General features: G+C 63.1%; 20 protein-coding genes, 1 tRNA gene, 1 other RNA gene and 1 pseudogene. 10 read left to right on the forward strand and 13 right to left on the reverse strand.

Features of this window, described 5'->3' with window-relative positions:
* Nucleotides 1-88: 88 nt before the first annotated feature.
* The 3 genes from IZ6_RS13700 to IZ6_RS13710 form a co-directional block, all read right to left on the reverse strand.
* A complete protein-coding gene (locus IZ6_RS13700) occupies nucleotides 89-940 on the reverse strand; it encodes a DMT family transporter (RefSeq protein ID WP_420825555.1) in 852 nt (283 codons plus the stop codon).
* A gap of 75 nt (nucleotides 941-1,015) precedes the next feature.
* A tRNA-Arg gene (locus tag IZ6_RS13705) sits at nucleotides 1,016-1,092 on the reverse strand.
* A 78-nt stretch (nucleotides 1,093-1,170) separates the two neighbouring features.
* Nucleotides 1,171-2,628: a sensor histidine kinase gene (locus tag IZ6_RS13710; protein WP_222875602.1), complete on the reverse strand. Its 1,458-nt coding sequence runs from the start codon at nucleotides 2,626-2,628 to the stop codon at nucleotides 1,171-1,173.
* 217 nt (nucleotides 2,629-2,845) lie between these two features.
* Between IZ6_RS13710 and rpmH the strand changes: the two genes are divergently transcribed.
* The 9 genes and pseudogenes from rpmH to dapE form a co-directional block, all read left to right on the forward strand.
* Nucleotides 2,846-2,980 carry a 50S ribosomal protein L34 gene (gene rpmH, locus IZ6_RS13715; RefSeq protein WP_222875603.1) on the forward strand — a complete coding sequence of 45 codons (135 nt, stop codon included), beginning with the start codon at nucleotides 2,846-2,848 and terminating at the stop codon, nucleotides 2,978-2,980.
* A gap of 5 nt (nucleotides 2,981-2,985) precedes the next feature.
* Nucleotides 2,986-3,387 carry a ribonuclease P protein component gene (gene rnpA, locus IZ6_RS13720; protein ID WP_222875604.1) on the forward strand — a complete coding sequence of 134 codons (402 nt, stop codon included), beginning with the start codon at nucleotides 2,986-2,988 and terminating at the stop codon, nucleotides 3,385-3,387.
* Complete coding sequence (gene yidC / locus IZ6_RS13725; protein ID WP_222875605.1) at nucleotides 3,384-5,204, forward strand: membrane protein insertase YidC; 1,821 nt, start codon at nucleotides 3,384-3,386, stop codon at nucleotides 5,202-5,204. Before rnpA ends, yidC begins: the two co-directional genes overlap by 4 nt.
* A gap of 133 nt (nucleotides 5,205-5,337) precedes the next feature.
* Entirely contained in the window at nucleotides 5,338-5,589 is a 252-nt protein-coding gene (locus IZ6_RS13730) for a GlsB/YeaQ/YmgE family stress response membrane protein (RefSeq protein WP_222875606.1), read from the forward strand.
* Between the two features lie 109 nt (nucleotides 5,590-5,698).
* Nucleotides 5,699-6,541: a 2,3,4,5-tetrahydropyridine-2,6-dicarboxylate N-succinyltransferase gene (gene dapD, locus IZ6_RS13735; RefSeq protein WP_222875607.1), complete on the forward strand. Its 843-nt coding sequence runs from the start codon at nucleotides 5,699-5,701 to the stop codon at nucleotides 6,539-6,541.
* A 3-nt stretch (nucleotides 6,542-6,544) separates the two neighbouring features.
* Nucleotides 6,545-7,018 (forward strand): DUF805 domain-containing protein, encoded by a 474-nt coding sequence (locus tag IZ6_RS13740; RefSeq protein WP_222875608.1) that lies wholly within the window; start codon nucleotides 6,545-6,547, stop codon nucleotides 7,016-7,018.
* Nucleotides 7,019-7,036: 18 nt separating this feature from the next.
* On the forward strand, nucleotides 7,037-7,453 hold the full coding sequence (locus IZ6_RS13745; protein ID WP_222875609.1) for a DUF805 domain-containing protein: 417 nt from the start codon (nucleotides 7,037-7,039) through the stop codon (nucleotides 7,451-7,453).
* A 74-nt stretch (nucleotides 7,454-7,527) separates the two neighbouring features.
* The gene (locus IZ6_RS13750; protein ID WP_222875610.1) at nucleotides 7,528-7,959 is read left to right on the forward strand and encodes a DUF805 domain-containing protein; all 432 of its coding nucleotides are present in this window, start codon (nucleotides 7,528-7,530) and stop codon (nucleotides 7,957-7,959) included.
* Nucleotides 7,956-9,107, forward strand: a pseudogene (gene dapE / locus IZ6_RS13755) (succinyl-diaminopimelate desuccinylase); the annotation flags it as partial. The gene IZ6_RS13750 and the pseudogene dapE, both read left to right, overlap by 4 nt.
* Before the next feature lie 248 nt (nucleotides 9,108-9,355).
* Here the strand turns inward: dapE and IZ6_RS13760 are convergent.
* Genes IZ6_RS13760 through def form a run of 4 tightly spaced genes read right to left on the reverse strand, consistent with a single transcriptional unit; the run spans nucleotide 9,356 to nucleotide 12,254 of the window.
* On the reverse strand, nucleotides 9,356-9,979 hold the full coding sequence (locus IZ6_RS13760) for a methyltransferase family protein (RefSeq protein ID WP_222875612.1): 624 nt from the start codon (nucleotides 9,977-9,979) through the stop codon (nucleotides 9,356-9,358).
* A gap of 18 nt (nucleotides 9,980-9,997) precedes the next feature.
* The gene (truA, locus tag IZ6_RS13765; RefSeq protein ID WP_222875613.1) at nucleotides 9,998-10,738 is read right to left on the reverse strand and encodes a tRNA pseudouridine(38-40) synthase TruA; all 741 of its coding nucleotides are present in this window, start codon (nucleotides 10,736-10,738) and stop codon (nucleotides 9,998-10,000) included.
* Entirely contained in the window at nucleotides 10,738-11,670 is a 933-nt protein-coding gene (fmt, locus tag IZ6_RS13770) for a methionyl-tRNA formyltransferase (protein ID WP_222875614.1), read from the reverse strand. Before fmt ends, truA begins: the two co-directional genes overlap by 1 nt.
* Entirely contained in the window at nucleotides 11,667-12,254 is a 588-nt protein-coding gene (gene def, locus IZ6_RS13775; protein ID WP_222875615.1) for a peptide deformylase, read from the reverse strand. The genes fmt and def overlap by 4 nt, the downstream gene beginning before the upstream one ends.
* Before the next feature lie 87 nt (nucleotides 12,255-12,341).
* Between def and IZ6_RS13780 the strand changes: the two genes are divergently transcribed.
* Nucleotides 12,342-13,550 (forward strand): DNA recombination protein RmuC, encoded by a 1,209-nt coding sequence (locus IZ6_RS13780; protein WP_222875616.1) that lies wholly within the window; start codon nucleotides 12,342-12,344, stop codon nucleotides 13,548-13,550.
* Here IZ6_RS13780 and IZ6_RS13785 read toward each other — a convergent pair.
* The 6 genes from IZ6_RS13785 to ffs form a co-directional block, all read right to left on the reverse strand.
* Nucleotides 13,525-15,195, reverse strand: a complete 1,671-nt coding sequence (locus tag IZ6_RS13785; protein ID WP_222875617.1) for an AmpG family muropeptide MFS transporter — start codon at nucleotides 15,193-15,195, stop codon at nucleotides 13,525-13,527. The genes IZ6_RS13780 and IZ6_RS13785 overlap by 26 nt on opposite strands.
* A gap of 101 nt (nucleotides 15,196-15,296) precedes the next feature.
* Complete coding sequence (locus IZ6_RS13790) at nucleotides 15,297-15,950, reverse strand: DUF1236 domain-containing protein (RefSeq protein WP_222875618.1); 654 nt, start codon at nucleotides 15,948-15,950, stop codon at nucleotides 15,297-15,299.
* A 128-nt stretch (nucleotides 15,951-16,078) separates the two neighbouring features.
* Nucleotides 16,079-16,684, reverse strand: a complete 606-nt coding sequence (gene recR, locus IZ6_RS13795) for a recombination mediator RecR (RefSeq protein ID WP_222875619.1) — start codon at nucleotides 16,682-16,684, stop codon at nucleotides 16,079-16,081.
* Between the two features lies 1 nt (nucleotide 16,685).
* Nucleotides 16,686-17,006, reverse strand: a complete 321-nt coding sequence (locus IZ6_RS13800; RefSeq protein ID WP_225873913.1) for a YbaB/EbfC family nucleoid-associated protein — start codon at nucleotides 17,004-17,006, stop codon at nucleotides 16,686-16,688.
* Nucleotides 17,007-17,009: 3 nt separating this feature from the next.
* Nucleotides 17,010-18,746, reverse strand: a complete 1,737-nt coding sequence (locus IZ6_RS13805) for a DNA polymerase III subunit gamma/tau (protein WP_222875620.1) — start codon at nucleotides 18,744-18,746, stop codon at nucleotides 17,010-17,012.
* 44 nt (nucleotides 18,747-18,790) lie between these two features.
* An RNA gene (gene ffs, locus IZ6_RS13810) (signal recognition particle sRNA small type) lies at nucleotides 18,791-18,888 on the reverse strand.
* Between the last annotated feature and the right edge of the window lie 3 nt (nucleotides 18,889-18,891).

Genomic DNA, 18,891 nt, shown 5'->3' on the forward strand with positions numbered 1-18,891 from the left:
GTTACGGAAATCATTCGGGAGCGGAGTTTTCGGCGCGCGGACATACGACTTTAGACCCGCGTAAGACGGCTTTAACTATGATGGACGGCTAGCGCGCGAAACGTTTGGCGCCGGCAACGCAGAGGACGACCAAAGCCGTCACGGCGATCATCGTGGGAGCAACCGGCTCGCCCAGCAAAAGCCCCGCAAGAAGCAACCCGAAAAACGGCTGCAGCAATTGTAGCTGGCCGACACCGGCGATGCCGCCGAGGGCCAAGCCGCGATACCAGAAGACGAACCCGACCAGCATGCTGAACACGGACACGTAAGCGAGCCCGATCCAGGCGGGCACGGTGATGCCCGTCCATACATCCGGCAAAGTAAACAGAGCGATCATCGCCATGACGGGCAGCGAAAGCACGAGTGCCCAGGAGATCACCTGCCAGCCGCCGAGCTTGCGGGAGAGCGTCGCACCCTCGGCATAGCCAAGGCCGCAGAGCAGGATCGCGCCGATCATCAGACAATCGCCGGTGAGCGAATTGCTCTCGCTGTGCAGGAGCGCAAAGCCGGCGACGGCCGCGGCTCCGGCGATCGAGAACAGCCAGAACGCGGGTTTTGGTCTTTCTCCGCCGCGCAGCACGCCAAAACCCGCGGTCGCGAGCGGCAGCAGGCCGATGAAGACGATGGAGCGGGCGGATGTGATGTGCTGCAAAGCCAGCGCCGTCAGCAGGGGAAAGCCGACCACGACACCGGCCGCGACAATCGTCAGGGGAACGAGATCGCCCCTCGCCGGACGCCTCTGGCGCAGCGCAAGCAGCAAGGCGGCGCCGAGCAGGGCCGCGATGACCGCACGCGCGGAGGTCAGAAACAGGGGTGTGAAGGATGAGACGGCGACGCGGGTCGCCGGCAGCGAGCCGCTGAAAATGATGACGCCGAGGAGACCTGAGCCCCAGCCGCGCATGCCCTGCCGCATCGGCCCCCACAACGCCGCAGACTGCGGAGGAGACTGCCGAACGTCCTGATCAAATTAGAGAAATGGCGCGCCCGAAGAGATTCGAACTCCTGACCCTCAGATTCGTAGTCTGATGCTCTATCCAGCTGAGCTACGGGCGCGCAGACCCGGGAGGCTCAAAAGCGCCGCGGGGTCGAGACGGGGTGAATAATGTTTCGCACCCGGCATTGCAAGCTCTGTCAGGCGCGCGATCTTTCGGCCGCACGGGCTCTGAGATCGATAACCCGGTCGGGCAACGTGATCCGGAAGGTCGCACCGATCGTCCCCTCGATAAGACGGATCTCGCCGCCATGGGCCCGGACCAGCTCCGAGGCGATGGCCAGACCGAGGCCCGTGCCGCCCGAACGGGTCGAGCCCTGGAAGGCGGCAAAGAGATGATCCTTCGCCTCGTCGGGAACGCCGGGGCCGGTATCGGAAATCTCAAGCACGACGATGGCGCCCTCGCGCCGTCCGACCACGCGAATTTGATCGCGCTCCGGATCGGGGCCGTCGATGCGGCTTTCGAGCGCCTGTTTGGCGTTGCGGCCGAGATTAAGGAGGACGCGGAACAGCTGATCGGGATCGGCATCGACGGTCAGCCCGCGCTCGATCGCCTCGCTCCAGCGCACAGCGCTCTCATCGAGGTCCAGCGCTTCGCGCACATCGCGGACAAGCCCGGCAATCTCGACCTGCCGCCGCTGCGGCGCCGGTTCTTTCGCGGCGCCATACGACAAAGTCGTGGCGCAGTAAGCGACGGCGCGCTCGAGCGTCGTCACCAGCTTGCTCGACAGACGGCTGACGAACGGGTCCTGCGAGGCCGCAAGGCGCTCGGAGGCAAGCTGCGCCGAAGCCAAAAGATTGCGCAGATCGTGATTGATCTTGGCAACCGCGAGGCCGAGCGCCGCAAGATGCCCTTTGCTCTGCAGCTGGTCGTGCAGCTCGCGCTGCATGGCGGCCAGCTCGGTCTCGGCAATGCCGATTTCGTCGTCGCTGCCGGACGGCACGACGATGGCGTCGGCGTTTTCGGGATCGCGGCCGAACGCCACCATTTTATCGGTGAGATTGCGCACCGGCCGGACGATCATGCGGTCGAGCAGGAGATAGACGAGAAGGCCGCCAATGGCGGCAACGACCAGCGACATGCCGAGCATGGTCCGCGAAAAGCGGAACATGGCGGCCCGCAGCGGCGCCTCGTCGATGACCACTTCGACGAATTCGCCGCCCATCGGAGCATCGCCGACGAGCCGTATCACGCCCTTGCCGCCCGAAAACAGGACCCCGAAAGCATTCCCGATAGAGGAAACCATACTCGGGTCCTCACGAAGATCGACCTCGCGGGAGACCATTGGAGGGGTATCAGAAGAGGCCAGAAGCCGCCGCTCCTCGCCCGTCTTTAGAACGATCAGCTTGGCGCCGACGCTGTCGAGAAGCCGCCGGGACAGGGTCTCGGGGACCATGTTCTGGGGAGCGGCATCCAGCACCAGGGCGACCGAATGGGCGCGGCCCAGCCTATCAGCCAGCCATCTTTCATAAAATGAAGCCAGAGCAGGCACATAGACGGCCACGACCGCCAGCAGGACGAACAGACTCGTCAGCCGCAGAAGCTTTGCCGATAGGCCCCTTTTCGACCGGGGGGCCGCCGTCTGGTCCTGTGCCATAAAACCGGCCCTCACGCCGATAGCCTAAAGATGGGCGCCGGAAGGGTCCCAGTCAAACATTGGCAGGCGGCTTTGCGTTGACTTTGCCGGTCTTTCCTCTCTATATGCGCCCCGAACAGGCGTCCGTGTCCGCGCGGGCGCCTCTTTAGTTCTCAAGAGCCGGGCTTTGGCCCCTTAAGACGTATCCCGCGGCTTGGCCGCGACGGAGGAATGACCCGTGAAACGGACCTATCAGCCCAGCAAGCTGGTGCGCAAACGCCGCCACGGCTTCCGCGCCCGCATGGCCACCGCCGGCGGCCGCAAGGTTCTGGCGAACCGCCGCAAGCACGGCCGCAAGAAGCTGTCGGCCTGAGCCTTTTGGCAAACGCCCCGCAGGGGCCGGCCCCCGGTCGGCTTCTCAAGCGCGGCGATTTTCTCGCGGCCGCCAAAGGGCGCCGCGCTTCGACAGCCCTGTTAACCTTGCAAGCCCGCCCTCGCCCGGACGCGACCGAAGCCGCCCCGCGGATCGGCCTCACCGTTACCAAAAAGACGGGGGGCGCGGTGGAGCGTAACCGCATGCGCCGCCGCCTGCGCCAGGCGGTGCGACAGATCGCGCCGATGGCAGCCCAGCCCGGACATGACTATGTGATCGTCGCGCGCCAAGACGTGCTCGGCGCAAACTTCGACACCCTCCTCGCCGATCTCGAATCCGCCTTCCGGCGGGTCCATGCGGCCAGCTCCGATAAGGGGCGCAAAGACGCCGCGAAAGGTCAATCATGAACGAGCAGAACCGCAATCTTCTCTTTGCGATCCTCCTGTCCATCGGCGTGCTCGGCCTGTGGGAGTATATGTACGCAGGCCCGCAGCGCGAACGCGCGCAGCACATCGCCGAACAGCAGCGCATCGAGCGCGGCGTGCAGAACCCGACCGAAAACGTGCCCGGCACGCCCGCACCGCAGAGCGCCGGCGCGCCGCCGGAACCCGCGGTCGTCGCCAACACCAGTATGACGCGCGATCAGGCGATCGCCGCCACGCAGCGCGTTGCGATCGACACGCCGCGCCTCAAAGGCTCGATCAATCTGACGGGCGGCCGCATCGACGATATCGCCCTGAAGGATTATCGCGAGACGGTCGATCCGAATTCTCCGAACATCGTGCTTCTGTCGCCGTCCGGCGGCCCGATGCCGTTCTATGCCGATTATGGCTGGGTTGCGCCGACCGGAGCGAACATCGTTCTACCGGCCAACAACACCGTATGGACACCCGAAGGCACCGGCACGCTGACGCCGTCTTCGCCGCTCACGCTGCGCTGGGACAACGGCCAGGGCCTGACTTTCCGCCGCACGATCGCGGTAGACAACGATTACCTCTTCACCGTCACCGACAAGATCGACAATGCGGGCACCGCTCCGGTCAGCCTGCTTCCCTACACGCTGATCTCCCGCCATGGCCGTCCGCAGAGCCAGAGCAATTACGTGCTCCACGAGGGCATGATCGGCTATCTTGGAGACGAGGGTCTGCAGGAGATTAAATATCACGACATCGAAGAAGAGAAGCTGAGGAGCCTCAGCGTCACGTCGGGCTGGCTCGGCATCACCGATAAATACTGGGCGGGCGCGATCGTCCCGCCGCAGAACGAGGCCATCACCGCTCGCTTCAACGCGACCGCCGGCGAGGTGCCGCGTTATCAGACCGATTATCTTCTTGCCGCCCGGACCGTTGCGCCCGGCGCTTCCACCGAGGTCACCGGCAAACTCTTCGCCGGCGCTAAGGAAAAGCGCATCCTCGATAAATACGAGGCCGAACAGAACATCCCGCGTTTCGAGCTCCTGATCGATTGGGGCTGGTTCTATTTCATCACCAAGCCGATGTTCTGGGCGCTGGACAGTATCTTCCATCTCGTCGGCAATTTCGGCATTGCGATCCTGCTGGTCACCGTTGCCGTCAAGGCGCTCTTCTATCCGCTGGCCAATCTCAGCTATGCGTCGATGTCGAAGATGAAGAAGATCCAGCCGGAGCTGGTTGCGATGCGCGACCGTTTGAAGGACGACAAGATGGCCCAGCAGAAGGCCATGATGGATCTGTACAAGAAAGAGAAGATCAATCCGGCGGCCGGCTGCGTGCCGATCCTCATCCAGATTCCGGTCTTCTTTGCGCTCTACAAAGTTCTGTTCGTGACGATCGAAATGCGTCACGCGCCTTTCTTCGGCTGGATCCGCGATCTGTCGGCGCCCGATCCGACTTCGCTGTTCAACCTCTTCGGCCTGATCCCTTGGGATCCGTCGACGGTGCCGTTCATCGGCCACTTCCTCATGTTGGGAATCTGGCCGATCATCATGGGCTTTACGATGTTCCTGCAGATGCGGCTCAACCCGCTGCCGCCGGACCCGACACAGCAGGTGATCTTCACCTGGATGCCGCTGTTCTTCACCTTCCTCCTGGCCTCCTTCCCGGCCGGCCTTGTGATCTACTGGAGCTGGAACAACACGCTCTCGATCCTGCAGCAGGCGTCGATCATGAAGCGCCAGGGTGTGAAGATCGAACTCTTCGACAATCTGAAGGGGCTCTTCCGGCGAAAGCCAAAGCCCCAGGAATGAAACTGAAAGGCCGCCCTAACCACTGGGCGGCCTTTTTCTTTGGTGCGAAAGCCCCTTCCGGACGGCCCAGGCCTATCGACTTGGACGAAGTTGTCTGCCCAGTATTCGTAATAATTAGAGGGAGGACATCTTCATGACGCTTGAGGGCTTACTTATCATTCTCATCGTCGGCGCCATTGCCGGCTGGCTCGCGGGCCAGATCGTCAAGGGTTACGGCTTCGGCCTGCTCGGCAATATCGTCGTCGGCATCGTCGGCGCGCTTTTGGCGAGCCTTCTGTTTCCGATCCTCGGCATCGCGATCGGCGGCGGCATTCTGGGCGCGATCCTTCACGCCACGCTCGGCGCCGTGATCCTGCTTCTTCTGATCCGGCTGATCCGGCGGTAAGCGCCTGAAGAGACGATTGCGAAAGGCCGCCCCCCAACCGGGAGCGGCCTTTTTCTTTGCCGCGAAGGCCGCTACACACCCGGCTGAAGATTTTGGGAGATTTCAGCCGATGACCGATGCCGCGCTCGAAAAAGCCGTCGAAGCCGCATGGGAGCGCAGAGCCGATCTGACGCCTTCGACAAAAGGCGCCGACCGCGAGGCGGTGGATACGGCTCTCGATCTCCTCGACAGCGGCAAGGCCCGCGTCGCCGAGCCGAAGGGCGACCAATGGGTCGTCCATCAATGGCTGAAAAAGGCCGTCCTTCTGTCCTTCCGCCTCAACGATATGTCGGTCATTCCCGGCGGGCCGGACGGCGCGAACTGGTGGGACAAGGTGCCGTCGAAATTCGCCGGCTGGTCCGACAGGGAATTCAAGACGGCGGGCTTCCGCGCCGTGCCGGGCGCGATCGTCCGCCGCTCGGCCTATATCGCGCCGAACGTCGTTCTGATGCCGAGCTTCGTCAATCTCGGCGCGCGCGTCGGTGAAGGCTCGATGGTCGACACTTGGGCGACCGTCGGCTCCTGCGCGCAGATCGGCGCGCATGTGCATCTGTCGGGGGGCGTCGGCATTGGCGGTGTGCTTGAGCCGCTGCAGGCCGGCCCCGTCGTCATCGAAGACAATTGCTTCATCGGCGCGCGCTCGGAAGTCGTCGAAGGCGTCGTTGTCCGCAAAGGCAGCGTCTTGTCGATGGGCGTCTTCATCAGCGCGACGACCAAGATCATCGACCGCGCGACCGGTGAAATCTTCATCGGCGAAGTGCCGGCCTATTCGGTCGTCGTTCCCGGCTCGCTGCCCGGCAAGCCGCTCCCCGATGGCTCCCCCGGCCCCTCGCTCTACTGCGCCGTCATTGTCAAACGTGTCGACGAGCAGACGCGGTCGAAGACCTCGATCAACGATCTCTTGCGCGACTAGACAATGAAACTGCTGACGCTGCTTTACAGCTTTTACGGCCGGATCGGACGCGGCAGCTACTGGCTCGGCGTTGCGATCATTCTGGCCGTCTGCGTACTTCTCTGGTTGAGCGCCTCACTCACCGCACCATCCGGCAGCGCCCCGGAAATTTATACGCAGGCCATCTCGCTGTTTCTGTTCATGCTGCTTCTTCTGGTGCCGGTCTGGGCGGCGCTCGGCACAAAACGCCTTCACGACCGCGGCAAACGCGGCTGGTGGCTGCTCGCCTTCTATCCGCTACCCGTCCTTCTCTTCTGGTTCGCCTCGGCGCGCCAGGAGCCCATTGTTCCGCTGATGATCCTGAGCGGCATGCTCTTGCTGTGGGGCGTGATCGAACTCGGCTTTCTGCCTGGAACGCCGGGAGAAAATGCCTATGGACCAAACCCCTCCACCGGGTTGACGGGGCAGGACGGGAAGACCACCCTGCCCGGTGCCTGAACCTGGGGAGGCAAACTTATGGATTGGAAGTATCTTTTCACGAGCCGCGACGGCCGCATCAATCGCCAGCCGTTCTGGATCGGCCTGATCGTGCTGATCGTCGTTTCGATCATTCTGCAGTTTATCCTCGTGGGCATTGTCGGCCCGCTCATCACCTTCATTGTCACGCTGCCGATCTTCTACGCCGCCTTCGCCATCAGCCTGAAGCGCGCGCATGATCGCGACCGTCCCGACTGGTATGTCATCGGCTATTACGTGCTGGCGCTCGTGATCCAGGTCGCTCTTCTCACTTCGGACCCCCTGGCGCCGAGCCTGATCGTTACCTTGCTGTCGATCCCGGCGATGATCTGGGCGATTGTAATGCTGATCGATCTCGGCTTTCTGCGCGGCACGCGCGGCGCAAACAAATACGGGCCGGATCCGCTCGGCGCATGATCCTTCGAAGCAAAAACGCGGCGCCCCAAAGGGGCGTCGCATAGATCGACCGCCGACGTTTCGGGGAAACGCACATGGGCAAACAATCTCTGCTTTTCGGCCTGCAGGGGCGCATCACGCGGGCGCCGTGGTGGATCGGCAATATCGGCATCACGATCATCACGATCCTGATCGCCTTCTTTGCGATGGCGACGTCGCCTTATTTGCTCGTCGTCATTCTGATATTTGTCTACGCGGGCTTTGCGCTGTCGCTGAAGCGCGCGCACGATCGCGACCGTCCGGATTGGTATGTCATCGTTCCCTATCTGCTCTCGCTGCTGTCTTCCGTCGCGCGCTTCACCATGATTTCATCGGCTCCCGAAGCCACACCCGGGACATCGGAACTTCTGCTTTTCGCCGTCGATATCGTGGTTTCGATCTGGGGCCTTGTCTTGCTCATCGATCTCGGCTTTTTGCGTGGCACGCGCGGCCCCAACCGATACGGCCCGGACCCGCTTGAAACATGACCGACCCGCGTAACCCTGTTGAACTTGCCCAGGCTCTCATCCGCTGCAAAAGCGTGACGCCCGAAGAAGGCGGCGCGCTGACTTTTCTGCGCGATGTGTTGAAAGAAACCGGATTCGACACGCATCTGAGAACGTTCTCGGATTCAGGCACGCCGGACGTGACCAATCTTTATGCCCGCATCGGCGAAAGCAGCCCTGTGCTGCTGCTCGCCGGTCACACCGATGTCGTTCCGCCGGGCGATGAGGCCGCATGGTCGGCCGATCCGTTCGGCGGAGACATTCGCGACGGCGTTCTGTACGGACGCGGCGCCGTCGACATGAAAGGCGGCCTTGCCGCCATGATCGCCGCCACCATGCGCTATCTTGCGGGCGGCGGCGGCACGTCGAACGGCTCCATCGCGTTCCTGATTACGGGCGATGAGGAAGGGCCGGCCGTCAACGGCACGCCGAAACTTCTGAACTTTGCCCGCGACCGCGGCCAGAGTTTCGATCACTGCCTTCTTGCCGAGCCATCGAGCCGCGGCAATGTCGGCGACGAAATCAAGATCGGCCGCCGCGGTTCGCTGTCGGGCCTCATCACCGTCCATGGCAAACAGGGCCATGTCGCCTATCCGAAACAGGCGGAAAACCCGATCCGCAAACTGCTCGCCATTCTCGATGCGCTGTCAAAGCCGCTCGATTTCGGCACCGTGCATTTCGAACGCTCCAATCTCGAAGTCACCAGCGTCGATGTCGGCAATGAGACGGTGAATATCATCCCGGCAAAGGCGACGGCTCGCTTCAATGTGCGCTTCAACGATGCGCATACGCTGGACGGCCTCAAGCAGATCATCACCGAACGCGTTGACCGCGCGGCATCCGAGACGAGGCACGATCTCGTCTTCCTTCCCGGCGCATCGTCGAGTTTTGTTGCGCCTCCCGGCAGCTTCGTCGAGCTTGTCGCAATGGCCGTCGCGGAAGAAACCGGTACGCGCCCGGCGCTGTCGACCGGCGGCGGCACATCGGATGCCCGCTTCATCAAGGATTTCTGCCCGGTGGTCGAACTCGGCCTCGTTAACGCAACCATGCATCAGGTGGATGAGCGCGTGCCGACCGACGATCTCGACCGGCTGACCTCGATCTATGAGCGCGTGATCTCAAATTATTTTGCCGACGCGCAGCGCAAGATCGACGAGGAAGCCGCGAAGGCGCCTTTGTTCGGCGCGCCGAAACCCGTCTATGAGGAAAAGCCCCTTCCCGTGCCGGCGCCGGCAGAGGAGCCGGTCGAGGAGATCGCCGCTATCAGCCGCGAATCCGATCTTGAAGCGGCACTGGAAGCTGCTCTCAACGCCGAAGCCGATGCGAAGGAAGAAGAAGCCGAGGCTGAGGAAGCCGCGTTGAACGGCGAAGACAAGCCTCAGTAAATGGCGAAAGCCGCGTCGATCAGTCCGGCATTCTGCAGATATTCGAACGCTTCCATCACCGGATAGGCCAGCAGAAGCGGCAGCGCATCGGCAACTGTCCGCACGATCGTCGCCGGTTCGACTTCCAGCCTTTTGCTGTCCTGCCAGGTGCTGAAGCGCGGCCAGTAACGCGGCACACGCGCGCAATAAGTGATGTATTCCGGACCGAAAATACCCCTCAAGGCGAGCTCTTCATAGGGCACGACCGTCGCGAAAACCGCAACCGTCAGGCATGCAAGGACCGCCGCGGGCAGAACGGCTCCCGTTTGCAGGCCGAGGCCGAACACGCCGATAAAGGTGAAGAGATAAAGCGGGTTGCGGCTGACGGAATAAGGCCCCGTTGTTACAAGAGCACGCAATTTCCGGCCGCCGATATAAAGGCTGCACCAGGCCCTGCCCGTGATCGCAACGATCATCAGTCCGATACCGAATGTCTCGAGACCGTCATGAACGGCTTCGGACCACGCCGAACCGACGAACGGCAAAACAGCGATGGCCGCCACAGCAAGAATGAGCAGCGCCGCTTTGCGGAGACGCTGGACGAGGCGGAGGTGTTCCTCTGTCAGGATGGCGGTCATATCGGCGCTCGCTCGGATCTAAGGGTAATCCACGCGCACCAGATAAAGGCCGCATGATGGCGCAAGCGCCCCGCAACGCGAACGGTCCTTCGCCTCGAGGGCCGCGTTCAGATCCGCAGCGCTCCACTTCTCTTCGCCGACAAGCTTCAGCGATCCCGAGATCGACCGCACCTGGTGATGCAGGAAGGAGCGCGCCGAAGCGCGGATGACAACCGCCTCACCGGCGCGCGAGACATCGAGCCGGTCGAGCGTCTTTTCCGGCGAGTTCGACTGGCATTCGGCGGCGCGGAAGGTCGTGAAATCGTGCTTGCCGACTAGATGCTGGGCGGCGGCGTGCATCGCCTCGACGTCCAGTCTCCGCGGCACCTGCCAGGCGCGCTCGGTCTCAAGTGTCAGCGGCGGACGCCGGTCGATGATCACATATTCATAATGACGCTTGTGCGCCGAAAAGCGCGCATCGAAATCGTCCGCGACACGCTCGGCCGACAGCACCGCCACGGGATGCGGCCGCGACTGCGCGTTGATCGCATCGCGCACCGTATCTTCCGGCCATTCCCTGGAGAGATCGACATGCGCGACCTGGCCCCGCGCATGAACCCCGGCATCGGTGCGCCCGGCCCCGCCGACGCGCGTCTCATCGCCGGAAAAGGCAAACACCGCGCGTTCCAGCACTTCCTGTACCGACAGCGCATTGTCCTGCCGCTGCCAGCCGCAAAAGGGCGTGCCGTCATATTCGATGGTGAGCTTGTAACGCGGCATCAGGAGAACCGCGCCCCCGCCTCAAGCCGCGCGCCGCGTGCAAAATCGGCAAACGCCATCGGCCCCTTGCCGGCGCGCTGCACGGTAACAAGCTTCACCGCTCCCGAACCACAGGCAACCACGCCGTCCGCACCTATCAGCGTGCCGGGCACGTCGCAGCCCGCGGCTATTTCGCTTTTCAGAATGCGCAGCCGCTCCGGCCCTTTGCCGAGATCAGCCTCGGTCCAGGCGCCGGGGAAAGGCGAGAGCCCGCGAATATGATTGTGAACGCCATCGGCGGGGCGCGCCCAGGAGATCTTCGTCTCGGCATTGGTGAGCTTCGAGGCGTATTCGACACCCTCTACCGGCTGCGGCGCGAGTTTCAATTCATCCGCTTCCAGCGCGCGCATCGCCTTCACCATCAAAGGCGCGCCGGCGCGCGACAGGCGGTCATGCAATTCTCCCGCCGTCTCGTTCGGCTGAATGGCCATGCGCTCCATCATGGCGACCGGACCGGTATCGAGCCCCTCCTCCATTTTCATGATGGCGTTTCCGGTCTCGGCATCGCCCGCCATGATCGCGCGGTTGATCGGCGCAGCGCCGCGCCAGCGCGGCAGGATCGAGGCATGAAGATTGAAGCAGCCGAGCGCCGGCGCATCGAGCACGGCTTTCGGCAGAAGAAGTCCGTACGCGACGACGATCGCCGCCTGAACGCGATGCGATCTGAATTCCTCGACCGCTTCCGGCGATTTCAGGCTGGCGGGCGTCAGAACTTTCAGACCGAACAGATCGGCCGCCATATGCACGGGCGTGCGCGTCTCGGCCATGCCACGTCCGGCGGGTTTGGGTGCGCGCGTATAAACCGCGACGATATCGTGGCCCGCTTCTTTCAGTGCCGCGAGCGTTGGCACGGCGAAATCCGGCGTCCCCATGAAGACGAGGCGCAGACTCACAATTCGCCCAGATTCTCGACGCCATCGCCGTCGTCGGCCGGCGGCATTTTGGGCTTGGGCGTATAGGTCTGCGGCCCGTCGCGCTTCAGCAGCTTCACATATTTCTTCCACACCATGTCGCGCTTCAGCTTCGAGATGTGGTCGATGAACAGAACGCCGTCGAGATGGTCGATCTCGTGCTGGATGCAGGTGGCGAGCACACCATCGGCTTCAATCTCCTGCGCCTTGCCGGCGCGATCCTGATAGCTGACGCGGATCTTCGCCGGCCGCTCGACCTCTTCATAGTAGTCGGGAATCGACAGGCACCCCTCCTCATAGAGAGAGGTCTCTTCCGAGCTCCACGTGATCTGCGGATTGATCAGCGCCATCGGCACTTCTTCATCGTCGCGCTTCGACACATCGACGACGCACAGCCGCTTCATCACCCCGATCTGCGGCGCGGCGAGCCCGATGCCGGGTGCGGCATACATGGTCTCGAACATGTCCTCGATCAGGGTCTGCAGCTCGGCGTCGAACGCCGTCACAAGCTCCGTCTGCTGCCGGAGCTTTTCATCGGGAATCACAAGGATGGGGCGGATCGTCATTGCGACCGCGAGATAAGCCTCCACAGGAGAGGCGTCAACGCGTTCCCATTATGTTCTTTCCCGTAGAATCGGGTTATAGACCGCAGAATGGATACGATCCTGTTCTTCCTCGGCGATTACCCGGTCACGGTCCTGCAGGCGGCGCTCGCCGCGGGCGGGTTCATGACCCTGCTCGTCCTGTCGCTCCTTATCCTGACCGTCCGGCAGAGCGGGGCCAGGCGGCGCGAGGCGGAGGAGCAGTTCGAGCGCCAGAGCCGGGCCGACGAGCAGATCAACGCCCTGATGCGGGCGCAGATGGAATTGTTCGGCCGGCTGCAGGGCGTCGGCGATGTTCTGTCCAACAAGCAGTCGGAACTGGCCAAAGCCGTGTCCGAGCGGCTCGACAATGTCACCCAGCGCGTCGGCGAAAATCTGACGACCGGCGCCAAGGCCACCGCCGATCAGTTGAAGGCGCTGGAAGCCCGCCTCGCCGTCATCGACGCCGCCCAGAAGAATATCGGCACGCTCTCCGAACAGGTGACGAGCCTCACCAGCATCCTGTCCAACAAACAGGCGCGCGGCGCCTTCGGCCAGGGGCAGATGGAAGCCATCATCAAGGATGCGCTGCCGTCCTCGGGCTACAGTTTCCAGGCAACGCTTTCGACGCGCGTGCGGCCGGACTGCCTGATCTTTTTGCCGGGCGATCACCGCGGCCTCGTCATCGATGCGAAATTTCCGCTCGAAGCCTTTGAAATGCTTCGCCGCGCCGAAGATGAAGCGGGAGAACGCGCCGCGGCGCAGCAGCTGCGCGCCGATATGATCGGGCATATTCAGGCGGTGCGCCAATATCTGATCCCGGAAGAGACGCAGGAAGTCGCGTTGCTCTTCGTGCCGTCGGAAGCCTTGCACGCCGAATTGCACGAACGCTTTGAGGATGTCGTCCAACGCGCTCACAAGGCTCGCGTTCTGATCGTTTCGCCCTCGCTGCTGATGCTGTCGATCCATGTGGTCAAATCGCTGATGCGCGATGCGGCGATGCGCGAACAGGCGCATCTCATCCAGAAAGAGGTCGGTCTTCTGATCGAGGATGTGGCGCGGCTCGCAGACCGCTCGAACAATCTGAAGAAACATATGGCGCTGACGGAGAAAGATCTGCGCGAGATCGAAACCTCGGCGCAGAAGATCGCCGCGCGCGGCCAGCGCATCGACCGGATGGATTTCGACGGGCCGACGCCCGCGGCGCAGACCATGCTTGCGCAGGCGCAGAGCGAACTTCTGCCGAACCCGCTGCTTATTCCGGACGAGGCGGCGGAGTAGGTGTTTTTGCGACAACGATCAAAGTCAGAATGATTGCCGCAACACCGATCAGCGCCGAGTACAGAAAGAAGACGACATAGCCCGCGCCGAGCGCGAACGGCGCAACGCCCGTAGTGGATGCTCCCGCCGTATAGCTTTCCGGCGTCGTTCCTGAAAACAGCGGCACGAGCTGCGCAAAGATGCCGCCTTCATTCGCCGATTTTGCCGCACCTTCGATGATGCGTCCCGATTGCGAGGCGATCAGTTTTCCTGGCAGCGCATAGAGCGACGAGAACAGCGCATATTGCGTTGCGGTAAATCCGCCCGAGGTCAGGCTCGACATATAGGCGATGAGGCAGGTGCCGGAAAAGCCGGACGCGATATTGTCAAGACCGATCGCGAGATAAAGCGCCGGCATGGAATGGCCGATCACCGCGAGCAGGACGAACACAAGATTGGAGATCGGCCCCGCAAACGCGCCGATGACGAGCGCGCGTAGCAACCCCAGTTTCACCACCGCCCAACCGCCGATGAAAACGCCGGCCATGGACGCGACGACGCCGAAGACTTTGCGCACTTCGGCAATCTCGATCTTCGAAAATCCGAGATCGAGATAGAACGGGTTCATGACGTTCAGCACGAAGTCCGAAACGCGGTAGAGGCAAATGAGCGCAAGGATCAAACTCGCAATGCCGGCATAGCGCTGGAAGAAATCCTTTAGCGGGGCACCAAAGCTTGCGGCGAGATAGATGCCGGGGCGCGTTCTCATGCCGGGCACAGGCGCGCAGGCGAGCGCGATGACGGCAAGCCCAAAGACCACCGCACCGACCTGAAGAAAGACGCTGTAGGGCGTGCCCTTCCACAGCGGCGCAAGGCCGAACACGTCGGGACCCATGATCAGGGCCAGCGGCGCAGGATCGCCGGCAAGCCCCGCGCCTGCAATCAGCGCGCCCGAGATGAAAACGGCCAGACGCAAAATCCATTCGAGAATTTCAAGCGCGGGGCGCGACGGCACGCCTTCCGCATGGATCGGACGCACGGCATGGCTTTCTTCGCGCGGCGCAAACAAAACGGCGAGAATGCCGACGCCCATCAATGCGGCCATCGCGGCGTAAGAGAGATTCCAGCTGTAAGCTTCGGCGAGGATCAGCGGTACCGCGCCCGCGACGATCATCGCGATGCGGTAGCCCCATTGGTACGCGGCGGCCATGATGCCTTGCTGGCGGTCTTCGGCGACTTCGATGCGCCAGGCATCGATGACGATGTCCTGCGTTGCCCCCGCAAAGCCGACGAGCACGGCAAACGCCGCCATCGCACCGAGGCTTCCCGTCGGACTCTGACCCGAAATCAGCCAGAGGCCGAGCATGACCGCGAGCTGCGCCGCGAGCATCCAGGAGCGCCGGTGCCCGAGAAAGCCTGTCAGCGCCGGGATATGGGTACGGTCGACAAGCGGCGCCCAGAGGAATTTGGCGGAATAGGCCAGAGTGGCAAGGCTGAAAAAGCCGATGACAGCGAGCGAAACGCCCTCATCGCGCAGCCATGCCGACAGTGTGTCGAAGATCAGAAGATTGGGTAGGCCGGCGGAAAAGCCGAGTGCCAGCATCACAAGAACGCGCCGCTGGATGAAATCGGCAAAGCCGCCGGACGTCGTTTTGCTCTCAGCCATCTTTGCCCTGCCCCGGGAATCGCGCGTCAAATTGGAGGCTTATGCGGCAAATGAAAAGGGCGGCCGCAAAGGCCGCCCTCTCCTGACGAGTATCGTTCCGGTCAGACGGAGATGATCGTGACGATCTCGTAGCTCGCGGGCTCGATGATCACGATACGGCCGTCGGCCAGGACAATGTAGGAATAGCCCTGATAGGCCGGAACCAGGGTCACGAGCGACGCCGGCAGCGGCCGGACGTGCACATGGACATGGGTCGGGATGACCGTGCCGACATTGACGTTGAAGTTGACGTTCACACGATCGCCGCCGCGGCCGAGTTCAGACTTGAACTTCGACTTCTGCTCGGACGAGAGATTGGCGGAAGCGGCCGCACGACCTTCCTTCGCGCCGTCGGCCTTGCCGCCTTCGGCGCTCTTGCCGGCCTTCGGATCGGCCGCACCTTCAGCGCTCTTGCCGGACTGCGACGGAGCCTTCTGATCCTGCGCGGTCGGAGCCTGCTTGTTCATGCCGCCCGAACCGGAGGCGCCGGCATCGGCACCGCCGAGAGGCGTCGTCGAAGAAGCGCCACCCGAGGCGCCACCGCTAGCCGACGGCGGAGGCGCATCGACAGCACCGCCGCCCGAAGCGCCGCCACTGGCGGACGGAGGCGGAACCATCGTGCCGCCGCCCGAGCCGCCGGATGTCTGCGCGTGTGCCGCCGACAGACCAAAGACAAGCGCGGCTGCCGCCGCGGTATTCATCAGAACATGTTTCATCGGTGTCTCCCTTCCAATCGCTGATTGCGTGTTTGGGGTCGCCGCCGGTGAGAAATTCGGGGCGCGTCCAGGGAGTGAACGTGCAAGCGCAGCGCACGTTCCACTTTGCCGATAAGGTCAGTGTCGTTCTAAAACGGCGTGCGCTGACGAATGGCCGCGGAAAGCGTTCCCTCGTCGAGATAATCAAGTTCGCCGCCGACCGGCACGCCATGCGCAAGGCGCGTCACTTTTACGCCGGCGCGCGCGAGCACGTCGGTCAAATAATGCGCCGTGGTCTGGCCTTCGACGGTGGCGTTCAGCGCAAGGATTACTTCCGTCACGCGCTCGTCGGAGGCGCGCTCGACAAGCTTTGCGATGTTGAGATCGTCCGGTCCGCGCCCATCGAGCGCCGACAGAGTTCCACCGAGAACGTGATAGCGGCCGCCGACAGCTTCCGCGCGCTCAAGCGCCCAAAGATCCGCGACATCCTCCACAACGACGATCACGGAATTGTCGCGACCCTGATCGGAGCAGATGGCGCACGGATCGGACGTGTCGACGCTGCCGCAACTCGTACATACCTTGACGCTCGTGCTCGCCTCCGAGAAGGCGGCGGCGAGCGGCATCAGGAGCTGATCCTTCTTGCGGATGAGATGCAGCGCGGCACGCCGCGCCGAACGCGGCCCAAGCCCGGGAAGACGGGCAAGCAGCTGGATCAGGCGTTCGATTTCGGGTCCGGCGACGGCGCGGGGCATATCAGAAGGGCAGTTTCAATCCCGGCGGGAGCGGCAGACCTTCGGTCGCGCTTTTCATGAGTTCGGCGGCAAGATCGCCGGCTTTGCGGCGCGCATCGGCATGCGCGAGCAGGATGAGGTCCTGCAGCATGTCCTTTTCACCCGGATCGAGAAGCTCGTCCGACACTTCGACCTTGGTGAGATCGCCTTTGCCGGTCATCTGCACACGCACCGCGCCGGAACCCGCCTCGCCATCGACGAGGCTGTTTTCCAGCTCAGTCTGGATTTCGGCCATTTTGGCCTGCACCTGCTGAGCCTTCTTCATCATGCCGAGAATATCCACGGCCTACTCCTCGTCTTCGGGCGGCGGCTCGGCCGCCGAAACATCCTGATCCTGCGCGGGCGCAGTCGAGCGCACACCGACAATCTGCGCGCCGGGAAAGCGCTCCATAACAGCCCGCACATGCGGGTGAGCGGCAACGCCGCGCAACTGATTTTCGCGCTCTTCTTCGCGGACCTCGTGCAGCGTCGGCTGCCCGTCCTTTGAGGAGACGACGACGGCCCAGCGTTTATTGGTCCACAGCGAGAGCTTTTTCTGAATCTCGCTGGAAAGTCCGGGTGGCGCGCCGGGCGCCGGCTGGAACTCGATGCGGCCGTCCTGAAAATCGACGAGCCGCACCTGACGCTCGAAGGCAATCTTCAGCGAAATGTCGCGCTTCTGATCGGCGAGCGCGATCGCATCTTGCAGCGTGTTGAGGCGCAAAGACGGCGCAGCATCGGCAGACGCGCGCGGTGCGGCGGACGGAATAGGCTCGGCCGTGCGCGTTGCCACCGCCAGCGCCCCTTGAGATGTCGGCGCACCGCCGCCACCGCCGCGCGGCGGCGGAGACGATGGCGAAGGAGAGGACGGCGCATCTTTCAGCGCGCGCAGGGCTTCGTCCGGCGTCGGGAGATCGGCGGCGTAAGTGAGGCGCACAAGCACCATATCGGCGGCCTGGGCAGGCTTCGGCGCCGCCTGCACTTCGCCGATCCCTTTCGAGATCATCTGCCAGGCGCGGGCAAGAACCTTGTGCGACAGACCATCGGCAAAGGCCTTGCCGCGCAAGCGTTCGACTTCCGTCACTGACGGATCTTCGAGCGCGGCGGGCGAAAGCTTCACGCGTGTCACGAAATGCACGAACTCACCGAGATCGGCGAGAATGACGGCAGCATCCGCGCCGCCATCGTAAAGCTCGCGGAAGGTTGCGAGCGCGTTTGCCGCATCGCCCTTCATAACAGCCTCGAAGAGATCAATGACGCGGCCGCGGTCCGACAGACCGAGCATCTGGCGCACCTGCTCGCCATCGACCGAAGCGCCGCCATGAGCGATCGCCTGATCGAGGATCGACAGCGCATCGCGCACCGAGCCTTCGGCGGCACGGGCGATGAGAGCCAAGGCTTCATCGTCAGCCTTGAGGCCTTCAAGGCCGATGATCTTTTTCAGATGTTCCGTCAGTAGCGCGCTGTCGACGCGGCGCAGCGAAAAGCGCTGACAGCGCGACAGCACCGTCACCGGCACTTTGCGGATTTCGGTCGTCGCGAAAATAAACTTCACATGCGGCGGCGGCTCTTCGAGCGTCTTGAGGAAGGCGTTGAACGCCTTGTCCGAAAGCATGTGCACTTCGTCGATGATGTAGACCTTGTAGCGGGCGCTCGCCGGCGCATAGCGGACGCCGTCGAGAATTTCGCGCACATCGTCGATGCCGGTGCGCGAGGCCGCGTCCATTTCGAGGACGTCGACATGGCGCGATTCCATAATGGCTTCGCAATGAACGCCGATTTCCTTCAGATCGACGGTCGGTGCGCCGCTGCCGTCCTCGCGCTGGAAATTCAGGGCGCGCGCCAGAATGCGCGCCGTCGTCGTTTTTCCGACGCCGCGCACGCCCGTCAGCATCCACGCCTGCGCCACGCGCCCAGTCGAAAACGCATTGGTGAGCGTGCGCACCATCGCCTCCTGGCCGATCAGATCGTCGAAGGACCAAGGACGGTATTTGCGGGCGAGAACGCGGTAAGCGCCGCCGGAATCGGTGTTCTGATCCGCCATCGAGCCGATTTGACCGGTATTGGAAGGGGGGCGCAAGAGCGCGAAGTGGGAGGTCGGACAACGACCCGATACGGGCTCGTTAGGGCTGCTTCCTTCCGGATCTGACCCGGTTGGCGAGTGTCTCGTCCATCGCCAACCTCCCAGG

Origin of the sequence: Terrihabitans soli, assembly GCF_014191545.1 — a bacterium.
Classification (GTDB): Bacteria; Pseudomonadota; Alphaproteobacteria; order Rhizobiales; family Methylopilaceae; genus Flaviflagellibacter; species Flaviflagellibacter soli.

Coding starts and splice junctions, on each gene's coding strand:
- IZ6_RS13700 (WP_420825555.1), bottom strand. CDS start 940: ATGCGCGGCTGGGGCTCAGGTCTCCTCGGCGTCATCATTTTCAGCGGC.
- IZ6_RS13710 (WP_222875602.1), bottom strand. CDS start 2,628: ATGGCACAGGACCAGACGGCGGCCCCCCGGTCGAAAAGGGGCCTATCG.
- yidC (WP_222875605.1), top strand. CDS start 3,384: ATGAACGAGCAGAACCGCAATCTTCTCTTTGCGATCCTCCTGTCCATC.
- IZ6_RS13730 (WP_222875606.1), top strand. CDS start 5,338: ATGACGCTTGAGGGCTTACTTATCATTCTCATCGTCGGCGCCATTGCC.
- dapD (WP_222875607.1), top strand. CDS start 5,699: ATGACCGATGCCGCGCTCGAAAAAGCCGTCGAAGCCGCATGGGAGCGC.
- IZ6_RS13740 (WP_222875608.1), top strand. CDS start 6,545: ATGAAACTGCTGACGCTGCTTTACAGCTTTTACGGCCGGATCGGACGC.
- IZ6_RS13745 (WP_222875609.1), top strand. CDS start 7,037: ATGGATTGGAAGTATCTTTTCACGAGCCGCGACGGCCGCATCAATCGC.
- IZ6_RS13750 (WP_222875610.1), top strand. CDS start 7,528: ATGGGCAAACAATCTCTGCTTTTCGGCCTGCAGGGGCGCATCACGCGG.
- IZ6_RS13760 (WP_222875612.1), bottom strand. CDS start 9,979: ATGACCGCCATCCTGACAGAGGAACACCTCCGCCTCGTCCAGCGTCTC.
- truA (WP_222875613.1), bottom strand. CDS start 10,738: ATGCCGCGTTACAAGCTCACCATCGAATATGACGGCACGCCCTTTTGC.
- def (WP_222875615.1), bottom strand. CDS start 12,254: ATGACGATCCGCCCCATCCTTGTGATTCCCGATGAAAAGCTCCGGCAG.
- IZ6_RS13780 (WP_222875616.1), top strand. CDS start 12,342: ATGGATACGATCCTGTTCTTCCTCGGCGATTACCCGGTCACGGTCCTG.
- IZ6_RS13785 (WP_222875617.1), bottom strand. CDS start 15,195: ATGGCTGAGAGCAAAACGACGTCCGGCGGCTTTGCCGATTTCATCCAG.
- IZ6_RS13790 (WP_222875618.1), bottom strand. CDS start 15,950: ATGAAACATGTTCTGATGAATACCGCGGCGGCAGCCGCGCTTGTCTTT.
- recR (WP_222875619.1), bottom strand. CDS start 16,684: ATGCCCCGCGCCGTCGCCGGACCCGAAATCGAACGCCTGATCCAGCTG.
- IZ6_RS13805 (WP_222875620.1), bottom strand. CDS start 18,746: ATGGCGGATCAGAACACCGATTCCGGCGGCGCTTACCGCGTTCTCGCC.